We start from the raw sequence: 13,737 nt of genomic DNA on the forward strand, positions 1-13,737 counted from the left end.
CGACCGCTTCTTCTTCTTGGGGCCGCATCAGGCTCGCCAAGATTAGGCGCCGAAAAACATACATTGTCAATTTATTGTATGCATACATGTCTGCGACAATTTCGCCCGCCGACCATTTACACCACACCATTTACACCACGAAGCTTGAGGCGGCGGGGGGCTGGCCGATGAGGTCGTTGATGACAAGAAGACTGCGTCGCAGCTCCGCGTGGCCGGCAGCGGCGCCGAGGCCGAGGCGGACGGCTTCCGGTGGGGCGCCGAGCGCAAAGGCGTCGCTTGCAACGACGCTGATGCCGGCCGCTTGCAATCGCGCGCTCAGTTCGCCGCGTGTCCAGGGAGGCGGCAGGTGCAGCCAGGCGTGAAAGGCGTGCGGATGCGTTTGTGCGACGCCGGCTGGAAGAAGCTCGGAGACGATGCGCTGTCGCGCCGCCGTCTCTCTACGTATGGCTGCGAGCACGGCGTCAGCCGTCCCGTCCTCGATCCAGCGCGTGGCGATAGCGGCCGCAAGAGGGGACGCCATGCCGACAGTGGCCCGGATCGCGCCTTCGACGCGGACCGAGCTTCGGCTGTCCGGCACGATAAGATAGGCGATGCGCAAGGCCGGCGACAGGCATTTCGCAAGGCCGCCGACATAGTAGACCAGGTCAGGCGCCAGCGCCGCCAACGGGCGCGGCGTCGAAACGGGAAGGGCGCCATAGGCATCGTCTTCGATGATCGCTACGTCGTGCCGCCGGGCAATTGTGACGATCGCCTGGCGCCGTTCGAGCGAAAGTGTCGTTGTCGTGGGATTGTGAAGCGTCGGATTACAATAGAGCGCTTTCGGCGTTTCCTTCGCGCAGAGTTCTTCGAATGCTTCGGGCAGGAGGCCCTCTCGATCCATGGCGAGGCCGTGCAGTCTGATGCCGAGATGTGCTGCGAGCGCGCGGAGGCCGGGGTAGGTGATTGCCTCGGCGCAAATCATGTCACCGGCCTTGGTCAGGCTGCCAAGCGTGGCAAGCAGAGCCCCTTGCGCGCCAGCGGCAATCAGAACGCGCTCAGCCGGAACCTCGCCCAGCCTGGGTTTCAGCCATGCGGCGCCTGCAGCACGGTTGTGCAGGGTGCCGCCCGGCGGCTGGTATCGCATCAGGAGTTCGAGCCCATGCTCGGCCTGCAGCGCCGCCATGTCGTCCCAGAGCCGAGCGGCGAGCATCGGGTCGTCGAACAACGGCGGCAGGTTCATGCTCATGTCGATGAGGCCGCCTGCCGGCGTACGGCCGGTTCGGATGCGTCGCGTTTTCACGTAGGTGCCCTGGCCGACCCGGCCCTCGACGAGGCCGCGATGCCGGGCTTCGTTATAGGCGCGACTGACGGTGGTGAAGTCGATCCCCAGCGCCTCGGCAAGCGTGCGCTGCGGCGGCAGACGCATCCCCTCGGACAGGCGCCCTTCGCTGATATCGGCAGCGATGGCGTCGGCGATCGCGAGATAAAGCGGTCCATCCGATTTACGGATTACCGGTTGCCACGAAATTCCCAAGCGCACGTCCGTCATCGCGATTACCTCATGCTAATTGTATGGATATTGCATGGTTATCCGATTGAGGGCAAGTGTTAACAGTGGGAATGCAGCGGCGCGCCCGCGACCAAGCGTCGCCTAGCGTGTCACGCTTGGCGTTGCCAGCAACGCGCCGAAGCCGACGAGCAGGGCGCCGAAGGTGCGATCGATCCAATGGCGAAGCGCGATAAGACGAAGCCGTACCGTGCCGGAGGAAAAGAACAGGGCAACGATTGCGAACCAGATCAGATGTGCGGCAGAGATAAACGCGCCGTAACCCATCTGGACGGGCAGAGCCGTGGTCGGCCCGACGACTTGCATGAACAGGCTGACGACAAAGATCGTCGTTTTGGGGTTGAGCGCGTTGGTGAGAAACCCCACACGCAGCGCACCGATGTCGGAGAGGGCGGGATGTGCGGCCAAGCCCGTCCTTTCGGCTGGCTTGGTGCGTAGCATCCTGATGCCAAGCCAGATCAGATAGGCGGCGCCGACGAACTTCAGGACAGTGAAGAGACACAGCGACTGGCGAATCAAGAGGCCGACGCCGAGCAGAGTGTAGGCGACATGGACCCAGACGCCGGCGGCGATACCGAGCGCCGTCAGGACGCCGGCCCGCCGCGACAAAAGCAAGCTGTTGCGTGTCACCATCGCGAAATCCGGTCCCGGACTGATGACGGCAAAGATTGTAATGGTTACTACAGCTAACAGTTCAGTCATTGTCTTTCCCGTTCGTCTCTTTCATTAATGTCTAAATAGCTTGATCGATGAGAAGCGACTAACGATGAGTTCTGACCATTTTGGTGAGCTACACTCACAGATGTCGGCGACGCGGCTTCCGCCGCTGGCGGCGCTGCGCTGTTTCGAGGCGGCGGCCAGACTCGAGAGCTTCAGTCGCGCCGCGGACGCGCTCCATCTGACGCACGGCGCGATCAGTCGCGCGGTCCGGCTTATCGAAGACGAACTCGGCGTGGCGCTGTTCGAGCGCCGCAGCCGGCGTGTCTTCCTGACAGAAGCCGGGCGAAAGCTGGCGGCGGCCGTGCGCGAAGGTTTCGGTCTGGTGGAGAGTGCCGTCCGGGAGATCAGGGACGTGGCGCGAACGCCGGCGCTGGTGGTGTCCTGCGAGCCGACCCTTTTGATGCGCTGGCTGATACCGCGCCTTCCTGACTTCCAGGCGCGGCATCCGGAGGTGTCTATCCACCTCGTTGCCGGAGGTGGGCCGGTGTCCTTGGGCCGTGGCATCGATCTGGCGATCCGACGCGATGATTTTCCTCGAGCGGGCGGCACGCATGCCGTGCCGCTCTTTCCGGAGCGAATAGGTCCGGTCTGCCGAACGGACAAAATCGCCGTGTTTTTTAACGAGGCTGAGGGCGGCTCTTCGCCTCAATTGCGCAACGACGCGGTCCCCTTGCATACGCGAACGCGGCCAAATGCGTGGGAGACCTGGGGGACGACGGCAGGCCGCGCCGCACCCGAACAGCGCGGCCAAGTCTTCGAGCATTTCTATATCAGCCTTCAGGCGGCCATCGCCGGGATCGGCGTGGCGATCGGGCCTTGGCAACTCGTCCGCGACGATATCGACAATGGCATCCTGGCCGCGCCATGCGGATTTATCGAAGACGGTACGGCCTATCATCTGCTGTCGCCGTCAGCGATCGGCGACCATGGACCAAGCGCGGCGTTGCGTGACTGGCTGCTGGCCGTATCGATCTGAAACGGACCGTTTTCATTTCTGTCATTTGCATAAAGGCGAGCAACGTCATACGTTTAACGAACACGCGCGCATGACCGGCGATGCCAGTCGGCGGAAAGGCGCGCGAAGCACCTGATATGCAATCGATTCGACCCTCGGGTCCTGGAGCGGCGCCATGAACATCCTCAAAATCAATCTCGGCCAGGAGCGCGGTACGCTGCGCCCGGCTAGCGCAAAGGCATCGAGGATCGTGGCCGACGTCATGAAGGCACTGGTCGTTCCGGCGGCGGCTATAGGCCTAGTGGCGTTCGCAGCGCCGTCGATGGCGCATGCCGCCAGTTGCAAGGATTCCGCATCGCCTGGAGCCGATTGGACCGACTGCAACAAGAAAGCGCTTATGCTCGGCGGCAGCGACCTTCAGGGTGCCAATCTCGTCAACACCGACTTCACCTTGACGGATCTGCGCGGTGCGAACCTGACAGAAGCCAATCTGGAAAAGGCAACTCTGGTTCGATCCTCGATTGCGGGGGCTACCGCGAATGGCGCGAACTTCTCCAAAATCGAAGCCTATCGGTGCAATTTCGCAGGCGTCTCCGCCGAGAAGGCATCGTTCGTCAATTCCGAGCTGCAGCGGGCCAATTTCAGCGGTGCCCGCCTGACGGGGGCAAGCTTTGAAAAGGCCGAACTCGGCCGGGCGAATTTCGACAAGGCGGAGCTCACCGGAACCCGGTTTACCCATGCCAACCTTTCGCGCGCGGACCTGACCAGCACGAGTTTTTCCGGCCCGATCGATTTCCAGGGGGCGTTCATGTTCCTGACACGTATCGAGGGCGTCGACCTGTCCGAGGCAACCGGACTTGAACAGGAGCAGGTCGACATGACTTGCGGTGACAGCTCGACCAAGCTTCCCGCCGGCATGAGCACGCCGGCGGGCTGGCCCTGCGCCAGCGACTGATCGCCGTCACAAAGCCGCGGCCCAATCGGTCGTTATGCCAAATGCCGCTTTGCGGCAATCGCAAGGCATTCCTTGAAGGCTTGCAGGTCGGTCAGGCGATCGGCCTCAGGCACTTCGCGCTGGACGAGCCTGCCTTCCCTTCGCAGAACGCCGCCATCGAGCATCAGGTTGTCGGCCATGTCGAAGTCTTCGATGCTGAGCCCGTCCGGACCGGCCATGCGGCCGTCGAGGCGCAAGCCGGCCTTGCCGCCGTAGTGGTCGTGCAAGATGCGCTCGTAGTAGCTGCGGGAGGTGTTCGTATAGGCATAGACGTGCTTGCTGTGACCGCACATGAAGCCGAGTTCGAAGACCGTGCCGACATCGGCGCTGATGCCGCGAAACGGTGTCAGGTTGGCGATGATCATGTCGGCGGCAAGCATCATGCCTTCGTCGACGGCGTAGATCGCAAGGCCGCGCTGATGCTTGGTCGGAGCCGGCGGAATCTCAAGATCGCCGGGCACGAGCGGTGTGAACCCGGCTGCACGCGCCAACTCTGCCTTCAATTTCTGAATCTCCGCCGCATTGGGCAGAAACACTTCCGGGCCAGCGAGATAGACTTTCACGCGCATTTCTCCTCACATTTTCGAGCGGCCAATCTAGGAGAGCTGCAGCGCCGAGCCTAGCCATGGACTTCAGCTTGCCCACGGTTTTTTGGAGCGTGGGAAGCAGGTATGCTGGCTGAGCGCATTGCCCCACCGGTGGAGACGCCCGTGGCCCGCCATGTGCCACCTTCGGCCAATTCCGGAGATTTGCGCATGCCACGCGGGCGAGCTGGACATGCGGACGTGTCAAAATCTGCAGCCGATGTCAGCGGGGGCTGCGATCGCAACCGCCGCCACCGGCGCGCGCACCATCCCACGGGAAGGCTCGCGGGTCGTTGGTGGCAAGGTCTCCGCCACGTTCACATGCGGAAACACTCATAAATACGGGTGTTTCCTAACGAATCCTGTTTGCACGCAGACATGCCAGGATGCCCGCCGCCGGTTTGCCCATGGTTGCCGCTTCCCCCTTATTTTTCCCTTGCCCTCGTCCGCTGGTGGGCCGTCGTTTTCACCGCCGTATGCGACTTTAAACAATCATGCATACAAAATTGTCGACAAAATAGTTGACATTGTCGCCGACAGCTTCAAATCTAGGGCAACTTGCTCACGAGTGGGTGAGGGCGCCTGCATATGGCGACTGATGAGAAAACAGAGGGAACGACATGAAACTGAGAAAGCATCTCCTCGCGGGGTTGGCATTTGCCTTTCTCGCATCCTCGGCCTCCGCCGAAACGCTGCGTTGGGGTAGCCCGCGGGACATCTTCTCGCTCGACCCCTATTCCTATGGCAGCACCTCGAACCTTGCCTTCCTCAACCACGTGTACGAAGGCCTGACCCGCTATACGCCGGAGTTCAAGGTCGAGCCGGCGCTCGCCACGAGCTGGGAGATGGTCAAGGACAAGGTCTGGCGCTTCCATCTGCGCAAGGGCGTAAAGTTCCAAAACGGCGCCGAGTTCAACGCTGACGACGTCGTCGCCTCCATGGCCCGCGTCAGCCATCCGACCTCGCCGCTGCGCGGCAACATTCCGGCCTATGTCTCGACCACCAAGGTCGACGATTACACGGTCGACATCGAAGTCAATTCGCCGAACCCGCTCTTCCTCAATGACATGACCAACATCTTCATGTTCGACAAGGACTGGCTGGTCGACAACAGGTCCGAGCTGCCGACTGATGTCGGCGCCAAGGTCGAAGGCTTCGCCACCTACAACACCAACGGTACCGGCCCGTTCAAGGTCGAATCGCGCGTGCCCGACAGCAAGACCGTTCTCATCAAGAACGACGGCTGGTGGGATACGCCGAAGCACAATCTCGACCGCATCGAATTCATGCCGATTACCTCGGCCGCAACCCGCGTTGCAGCGCTGCTTTCGGGCGAAATCGATCTGACCGATGGTGCGCCGGTGCAGGATCTTGAGCGCCTAAAGAGCTCGCCGGACATCAAGGTCATCGAGCGCACGGACCTGCGCACCGTGCACATGGTCTTCAACCGTCACGAGACCTTCGCCGACGGTCGCGAAAACTTCTTCAACAACATCAAGGTGCGCCAGGCGATTGACCATGCCATCGACCGCCAACTGATCTTCAAGCGCGTGATGCGCGGCAAGTCGCATGTCGCCGGCACCATGGTTGCTCCGGAAATCCCGGGCTACAGCGCCGAACTCGATGTGCCGACCGCCTATGATCCGGAACTCTCCAAGAAGCTGCTCGAAGAGGCAGGCGCCGTCGGCAAGGAGTTCACGCTCGTCTGCATGAACGACGAAAGCGTCAACGAGGAAGACGTCTGCAGCGCACTGGTCTCTATGCTGTCACGCGTCGGCCTGAAGCCAACCCTCGACATCGGTCCGCGCGCCGTGCAGGCGCCGAAGCGCGCCGGCGGCAAGTCCGACGCCTACATGATCGGCTGGGCCAACGAGCCGACGCTCGATGCCTATTCGATCCTGGTTCAGGTTCTCTCGACCCGTGAAGGCGCGGCCGGCGTCGCCAACTATGGCGGCTGGTCCTATCCGGAACTCGACGCGATGGTGAAGAAGGCCGCGCTCGAGATGGATCACGACAAGCGTCTGGCGATCGAAACCGAGGCGCTGAAGTTCGCCAAGGATGAGGTCATCATGATCCCGTTGCATCAGCAGCCGATGGCCTGGGCAATGTCGAAGAACGTCACGGATGTGACCATTCGGGCCGACAACAAGCCGCGTCACTGGCTGACCCGTATCGGCGATTGAGTTTTCTTGCTCCGGCAGAGCGTGCTTTGCCGGGGCTCCTCATTCAGCGAGAAACCCAATGATTGTCTTTCTCATCAAGCGGCTGGCCAATGCCGTGCTGGTCATGCTCGCCGTCGCGCTGCTCGCCTTCCTGATCTTCCGCTTCGCCGGCGATCCGGTCGAGTTGATGGCCAACGAGCAGATGTCGCAGGCCGACCGTATCGAGCTGCGCGAAAAGCTCGGGCTCAACGATTCGTTCCTCACCCAGTTCGGCCGCTTCGTCGGCAATGCCGCCCAGGGCGATTTCGGCATCAGCTACCGCAACGGCCAGGACGTGATGAAGCTCATTGCCGAGCGCTTCCCGGCAACGATGGAACTGGCGCTTGTCGCAACCGTCCTGTCGCTCCTGATCGGTCTTCCACTTGGTGTCCTGACCGCTATCCACCGAGGGCGATGGTATTCCGAGGGGTTGCAGTTCGTCAGTATCATCGGCGTCTCCTTGCCGAGCTTCGTCGTCGGTATCCTTCTGATCCTCGTCTTCGCCGTAACGCTCGGTCTCGTACCTGCTTTCGGGCGCGGCGATGTGGTGCAGCTCGGCTGGTGGAGCACCGGCCTGTTGACGTCGTCGGGCCGCGCATCGCTGCTTCTGCCGTCGCTCGCACTCGCGCTCTACCAGATCACTCTGGTCATGCGTCTGGTGCGCGCAGAAATGATGGAAGTGCTGCGCTCGGACTTCATCAAGTTCGCACGCGCCCGTGGCGTGCCGCGATGGCGGATCTATTTCCGACATGCGCTCAGGAACTGTCTGATGCCGGTTGTCACCATGACGGCGATGAACTTCGGCTCGCTGATCGCCTTCGCGCTGATCACCGAAACCGTGTTCCAGTGGCCGGGCATGGGCATGCTCTTCATCCAGGCGGTCACCTTCCTCGATATGCCGGTCATGGCGGGCTATCTCTGCATCGTCTCCTTCATCTTCGTCACGCTCAATACGCTCGTCGATATCGCCTATGCGGTCATCGATCCGCGGTTGCGCGATGCAACCCGCTGAGGTCGTTGCCATGACAGATCACGTCCAGCAAACCACACCTGCGCGCAAGCCTTCGCGGCTTGCCCGCTGGCGCCAGAGCGATCTCTGGTGGTCCTTCACCCACAAGCCTTCGGCAATCATCGGCGCGATCATCCTTACGTTCCTGATCGCGACCGCCTTTGCAGCACCTTTGATTGCGCCGCAGAACCCCTTCGATCCGGCTCAGCTCGAGCTCTGGAACTCCGAGCTGCCGCCGATCTGGGAGGCCGACGGCCAATGGCCGTACGTGCTCGGCACCGACACGCAAGGGCGCGACATGCTCTCGGCCATTCTCTATGGCTCGCGCATCTCGATCCTGATCGGCGTCGCCTCGGTCGTGCTTTCGCTCGCCGTCGGCCTTAGCCTCGGCCTCGTTGCCGGCTATTTCGGCCGCTTCATCGACAATTTCCTGATGCGCATCGGCGACGTGCTTCTGTCGATCCCGACGATCCTGATCGCTATTCTCGTCAGTGCCGTCGCGCGCCAGATGCTGCCGCCGGAACTGCGGGACGTCGGCTCTGCCGCCGTTCTGGTGCTGGCGATCACGCTCAGCGCCTGGGTGCAATATGCCCGTACCGTGCGCGCCCAGACGATCGTCGAGCGCGGCAAGGAATACGTTCAGGCAGCGCGTCTTCTGAAAACGCCAGCGCGGCGCATCATGCTGAAGCACATCCTGCCGAACACGCTGACGCCGATCATGGTTGCTGCGACCCTCAACTTCGGCATGGCGATCCTGACCGAAGCGACGCTTTCATTCCTGGGTATCGGCATGCCGCCGAGCCAGCCGAGCCTTGGAACGCTGATCCGTCTCGGCAACCAGTTCCTGTTTTCGGGCGTATGGTGGGTGGTGCTCTTCCCCGTCGTCCAGCTTTGCCTTCTCGTGGTTTCGGTCAACCTTCTCGGTGACTGGCTGCGCGATGCGCTCAATCCGAAATTGAGGTGAATGATGTCCAATCTCCTGATCCGTAACGTCAGGCCCAATGCCGGCGAAGCGACCGACATCCTCGTGCGCGACGGCAAGATCGCCGCCTTCGGCAAGGGCCTCGCCGCCGATGGCGTGGCCGTGGAAGACGGCAACGGTCATATCGTGATCTCCGGTCTGATCGAGGCGCATACCCATCTCGACAAGTCGGTCTGGGGCATGCCCTGGCACGTCAACGCCAAGACCGCAACGCTGCGCGAACGCATCGATTTCGAACGCGAAAAGCGGCTGGAAATCGGCATTGACCCGCACCGTCAGTCCATGCGCCAGGCGATCATGCTCGCTGCCAATGGCGCAAGCCACATCCGCAGCCATGTCGACATCGACACCACCCACGGCCTTCGGCTGATGGAAGGCATCATCGAGACCCGCCAGGTGCTGAAAGATGTCATCGATATCGAGGTCGTCGCATTCCCGCAGTCGGGCCTCGTCACGCGGCCCGGCACTGTCGAGTTGCTCGACAAGGCTCTGAGCAATGGCGCGGAAGTCCTTGGCGGCATTGACCCCTGTGGCATCGATCGCGACCCGAAGGGCCATCTCGACGCGATCTTCGGCCTTGCCGAAAAACATGGAAAGCCGATCGACATTCACCTGCATGAGCAGGGCGAACTCGGCGCCTTCAGCATGGAGATGATGTTCGAGCGCATCCGCGCGATCGGCATGCAGGGCAAGGTCGCAATCAGCCACGCCTTTGCGCTCGGCGCACCGGATTATCTGCGCGTCGGCGGTCTCATCGAACAGATCGCCGAACTCGATATCCGTATCGTCACGACAGGCTCTCCGTCTTCGACCGTGCCTTCGATCCTGCGTCTGAAGGATGCCGGCGTGAAGGTTGCTGCCGGCTGCGACGGTATCCGCGACACCTGGGGTCCGTGGGGCCAACCCGACATGATGGATCGTGCCCGCATCCTCGGCATGAAGAACGGCCTGCGCCGCGACGTCGATCTCGAACATGCGCTTTACGTCTGCTCCAAGGGCGGCGCCGACGTCATGGATATCAAGGGATATGGCCTCGATGTTGGCTGCGATGCCGATTTCACCCTGCTCACCGGCGAGACGCTGGCGCATGCCGTCGTCGACGTCGCGCCGCGGCCGCTGGTCGTCAAGCGTGGCCGCGTCGTCGCCCGCAACGGCGTTGCGGAGGTGGCGATCCCATGACCAACATCAAGGATTTGACGCTCGGTGAGCGCGCCGAAGGACGCACGCTTCTGACAGCACAATGGGTGCTCGGGCACCGCGACGGTTCGCACCGGCTGATCCCGAACGGCGAAGTCGTCATCGAGGGCGGCACGCTGCTCTATGTCGGCCCACGTTTCGAAGGAGAGGTGGCACGCCGCATCGATCTCGGCGCAGCCATGATCAGCCCCGGGCTCATCGACCTCGATGCGCTGTCTGATCTCGACACGACGATCTTAGCGATCGACCATCAGCCTGGTTGGGCCAAGGGTCGCGTCTGGCCGCTGAGCTACATCGAGCGCGGCCCCTATGAGATGTACACGCAGGAGGAGCTGGCGTTCCAGAAGCGCTTCGCCTTCGCGCAGCTTCTCTTGAATGGCATCACCACCGCAGCGCCGATCGCCTCGCTTTTCTATCGTGAATGGGGCGAGACCGTTGCTGAATTCGCCGCCGCATCCGACGCCGCAGGTGACCTGGGTCTTCGCGTTTATCTGAGCCCGGCCTATCGCGCCGGCGGCATGATGGTGACGGCGCCGGGTCAGCTCGAAGCGATCTTCGACGAGGCAAGGGGTCTGAAGGGCCTTGACGACGCGATTGGCTTCATCCGTGACCATGAAGGTCGCCATGGTGGCCTGGTGAAGGGCCTGCTGGCTCCCGACCGGGTGGAAACCTGCACCGAGAAACTGCTGGTGCGCACCGCCGATGCGGCGCGCGACCTCAATTGCCCGATCCGGCTTCATGCTGCGCAGGGCACGATGGAGGTCGACACCGTCCGCCGCCTGCATGGCAAGACGGCGCCGGAATGGCTGGCGAGCTTCGGTTTCTTGAGCGACCGGCTGATTGCGCCGCATGCGACCCAGGCGACCGACAACGATCTGCGTCTCTATGCCGAAAACGGCGTGAGTATCGTGCACTGCCCGCTGGTTTCGGCCCGCGGCGGAAGCACGCTCAACTCGTTCCGCTCGGTCAAGGCCCGCGGCGTCAATATTGCCATGGGCACCGATACGACGCCGCCGGACATGCTGATGAACCTACTCGTCGGCCTGATCGCTGCCCGCGTCGTCGAAGGCGACCCGTCAGCCGTCAGCTGCGCCGATCTCTTTGATGCTGCGACACTTGGCGGCGCCAAGGCCCTCGGTCGCTCGGATCTCGGTCGCCTGGAAACGGGCGCCCGTGCCGATATTGCCGTGTTCGATCTCATGGACCATCACATGGCGCCGGCGATCGATCCGATCACGACGCTCGTCGTCGGTGGTTCCGGACGCGTCACCAAGGCGGTCTTCGTCGATGGCCGTCTGTCGATGCGCGATGGCGAGGTGGCAGGCTTCGACATGAACGCGGCACGCGCGCAGGCACAGGTCCAGTTCGATGGCCTGATTGCCAAGTATCCGGAGCGGAGCTTCGGTCACCCGCCTGTCAGCGAGATCTTCCCGCCGAGCTACCCATTGGAGGTGCAGCGATGACTGAACATACCTCATCGGCCGTGCTCGACGTGCGCGGTCTCTGCGTCGAATTCCCTGGCCGCCATGGAACGGTGCAGGCGCTATCCGACGTTTCGCTCAGCATTCGCCCCGGCGAAATTCTTGGCGTCGTTGGTGAATCCGGCGCCGGGAAGTCGATGACCGGTCTTGCCGTCCAGGGTCTTCTGGAGCCGCCTGGCCGCATTTCCGGCGGCGAGGTCTGGGTCGGCGGCCGCCGCATCGACCAGCTCGACGACAAGCAGATGCAGCAGGTGCGCGGCCGTCAGATCGGTGCGATCTTCCAGGATCCGTTGACCTCGCTGAACCCGCTCTTCACCGTCGGGGCGCAGCTTGTTGAGACCATCCGCCTTCACCTGAAGCTTTCCAAGGCCGATGCCAAGGCGCGGGCGATCCAGCTCCTGAAGGAAGTTGGCATTCCGGCGCCCGAGGCACGCTATGACCACTATCCGCATCAGTTCTCGGGTGGCATGCGCCAACGCGTCGTCATTGCCCTGGCACTTGCCGCGGAACCGAAGCTGATCATCGCCGACGAACCGACGACGGCGCTCGACGTCTCGATCCAAGCGCAGATCACCTCGCTGCTTCGCCGTCTTTGCGATGATCACGGAACGGCGGTCATGCTCGTCACCCACGACATGGGCGTGATTGCCGAGACGGCCGATCGCGTCGCGGTCATGTATGCCGGGCGGCTCGTCGAAATCGGCCCTGTCGCCGAGGTGCTGAAAAACGCCCGTCATCCCTATACGCGGGGCCTCATGGGCTCGATCCCGGCGCTTGGCCGCCGCGTCGAGCGGCTGAACCAGATCGACGGTTCCATGCCGCGGTTGAACGCGATCCCCGCCGGCTGCGCCTTCAACCCGCGCTGCCCGGATGCCGGGCCGCGTTGCCGCAAGGATAGGCCCGAACCGGCGCCGGTCGGGACCGGCGTCGCCGCATGCTGGCTCAATGCAGGAGGAGTGCTATGAGTGATGCCCTGACGGTCAACGACCTGACCTGCAACTTCGACGTTTCGGCACCCTGGCTGAACCGCGTCATCGAGCGCAAACCGCGGCAGTTCGTGCGCGCCGTGGACGACATCAGCTTCAGCGTGCCCATGGGCGGCTGTCTGAGCCTCGTCGGCGAATCTGGCTGCGGCAAGTCGACGGTGGCGCGGCTGGTCACAGGTCTTTATCGCGCCAGCGAAGGCGAGGTGCGGTTTGCACCGAGCAAGAACGGCGAGCCGCTCTCGGCCCAAATGATCTTCCAGGATCCCTATGCAAGCCTCAATCCGCGCTGGCGGGTGCGCAACATCATCGCCGAACCGCTGCGCGAGTTGAAGCTGCGCAACTCCGAAGCCGAGATCATGGACCGGGTCGGCGAACTGCTGACGATCGTCGGCCTTGCGCCTTCGGACGGTGCCAAGTTCCCGCACGAGTTTTCGGGAGGCCAGCGCCAGCGTATCTCGATTGCCCGCGCGCTTGCCGGCGAGCCGGAGTTCCTCGTCTGCGACGAGCCGACCTCGGCGCTCGACGTGTCGGTCCAGGCGCAGATCCTCAACCTCATGCGCAAGCTGCAGGACGAGATGGGGCTGACCTATCTGTTCATCAGCCACGACATGAGCGTGGTTCGCCACATGTCGGACCGGATCGCCGTGATGTATCTCGGACGCATCGTCGAGGAGGCCGACACCGAGACGCTCTTTGCCAATCCGAGGCATCCCTATACCCAGCTGCTGCTGGAGACGATCCCGGATATTACCCATCCAAAGCGCGGGCGCAGCATTGCGGCGAGCGAAGTGCCGAGCCCGCTGAACCCGCCGTCCGGCTGTACCTTCCATCCGCGTTGCCCGTTTGCAGACCAGCGCTGCAAGAGCGAGCGGCCGGAGATGCGCAGCTTCGCTGACGGCTCGCGTGCCGCCTGCCACCGCATCGAAGAAACTGTGAAGGTGATCAACGCAGCGTAACGCCAACCTCTTTCCCTGAAGACTTGGGCTCCGTGTCGTACCAGTCGCGGAGCCTCTTTTTTACCGCCGGCAATTTCAGTATTTGCGCCAAGCAATTCCCATGCCCTTTTCGCATCGCTGTCGGAA

At 62.7% G+C, this 13,737-nt stretch carries 12 protein-coding genes; 9 read left to right on the top strand and 3 right to left on the bottom strand.

Annotated elements, in window-relative coordinates:
- Positions 1 to 130: 130 nt before the first annotated feature.
- Together IB263_RS24875 and IB263_RS24880 are read right to left on the bottom strand one after the other, a co-directional pair.
- Positions 131 to 1,528: a PLP-dependent aminotransferase family protein gene (locus tag IB263_RS24875; RefSeq protein WP_192439212.1), complete on the bottom strand. Its 1,398-nt coding sequence runs from the start codon at positions 1,526 to 1,528 to the stop codon at positions 131 to 133.
- A 102-nt stretch (positions 1,529 to 1,630) separates the two neighbouring features.
- Positions 1,631 to 2,248 carry a LysE family transporter gene (locus IB263_RS24880; protein ID WP_192439213.1) on the bottom strand — a complete coding sequence of 206 codons (618 nt, stop codon included), beginning with the start codon at positions 2,246 to 2,248 and terminating at the stop codon, positions 1,631 to 1,633.
- Positions 2,249 to 2,288: 40 nt separating this feature from the next.
- Between IB263_RS24880 and IB263_RS24885 the strand changes: the two genes are divergently transcribed.
- Positions 2,289 to 3,242 carry a LysR family transcriptional regulator gene (locus tag IB263_RS24885; protein ID WP_246811080.1) on the top strand — a complete coding sequence of 318 codons (954 nt, stop codon included), beginning with the start codon at positions 2,289 to 2,291 and terminating at the stop codon, positions 3,240 to 3,242.
- A 241-nt stretch (positions 3,243 to 3,483) separates the two neighbouring features.
- A complete protein-coding gene (locus IB263_RS24890; protein ID WP_034798066.1) occupies positions 3,484 to 4,176 on the top strand; it encodes a pentapeptide repeat-containing protein in 693 nt (230 codons plus the stop codon).
- A gap of 32 nt (positions 4,177 to 4,208) precedes the next feature.
- Here the strand turns inward: IB263_RS24890 and IB263_RS24895 are convergent, their stop codons facing one another.
- Positions 4,209 to 4,784 carry a nucleoside 2-deoxyribosyltransferase gene (locus IB263_RS24895; RefSeq protein WP_060521100.1) on the bottom strand — a complete coding sequence of 192 codons (576 nt, stop codon included), beginning with the start codon at positions 4,782 to 4,784 and terminating at the stop codon, positions 4,209 to 4,211.
- A 635-nt stretch (positions 4,785 to 5,419) separates the two neighbouring features.
- Here IB263_RS24895 and IB263_RS24900 point away from each other — a divergent pair.
- The 7 genes from IB263_RS24900 to IB263_RS24930 are packed head-to-tail and all read left to right on the top strand — an operon-like array spanning position 5,420 to position 13,611.
- On the top strand, positions 5,420 to 6,982 hold the full coding sequence (locus tag IB263_RS24900) for an ABC transporter substrate-binding protein (RefSeq protein WP_192439214.1): 1,563 nt from the start codon (positions 5,420 to 5,422) through the stop codon (positions 6,980 to 6,982).
- Positions 6,983 to 7,040: 58 nt separating this feature from the next.
- Complete coding sequence (locus IB263_RS24905; RefSeq protein ID WP_034797927.1) at positions 7,041 to 8,012, top strand: ABC transporter permease; 972 nt, start codon at positions 7,041 to 7,043, stop codon at positions 8,010 to 8,012.
- 10 nt (positions 8,013 to 8,022) lie between these two features.
- A complete protein-coding gene (locus IB263_RS24910) occupies positions 8,023 to 8,973 on the top strand; it encodes an ABC transporter permease (protein WP_060529200.1) in 951 nt (316 codons plus the stop codon).
- Positions 8,974 to 8,976: 3 nt separating this feature from the next.
- Positions 8,977 to 10,170: an amidohydrolase family protein gene (locus IB263_RS24915; RefSeq protein ID WP_192439215.1), complete on the top strand. Its 1,194-nt coding sequence runs from the start codon at positions 8,977 to 8,979 to the stop codon at positions 10,168 to 10,170.
- Positions 10,167 to 11,651 (top strand): amidohydrolase family protein, encoded by a 1,485-nt coding sequence (locus IB263_RS24920; protein WP_060610548.1) that lies wholly within the window; start codon positions 10,167 to 10,169, stop codon positions 11,649 to 11,651. Before IB263_RS24915 ends, IB263_RS24920 begins: the two co-directional genes overlap by 4 nt.
- On the top strand, positions 11,648 to 12,634 hold the full coding sequence (locus IB263_RS24925) for an ABC transporter ATP-binding protein (RefSeq protein ID WP_034797922.1): 987 nt from the start codon (positions 11,648 to 11,650) through the stop codon (positions 12,632 to 12,634). Before IB263_RS24920 ends, IB263_RS24925 begins: the two co-directional genes overlap by 4 nt.
- A complete protein-coding gene (locus IB263_RS24930) occupies positions 12,631 to 13,611 on the top strand; it encodes an ABC transporter ATP-binding protein (protein ID WP_246811081.1) in 981 nt (326 codons plus the stop codon). Before IB263_RS24925 ends, IB263_RS24930 begins: the two co-directional genes overlap by 4 nt.
- The last annotated feature ends 126 nt before the right edge of the window (positions 13,612 to 13,737 follow it).

Source organism: Ensifer sp. ENS03 (genome assembly GCF_014852035.1).
Classification (GTDB): domain Bacteria; phylum Pseudomonadota; class Alphaproteobacteria; order Rhizobiales; family Rhizobiaceae; genus Ensifer; species Ensifer adhaerens.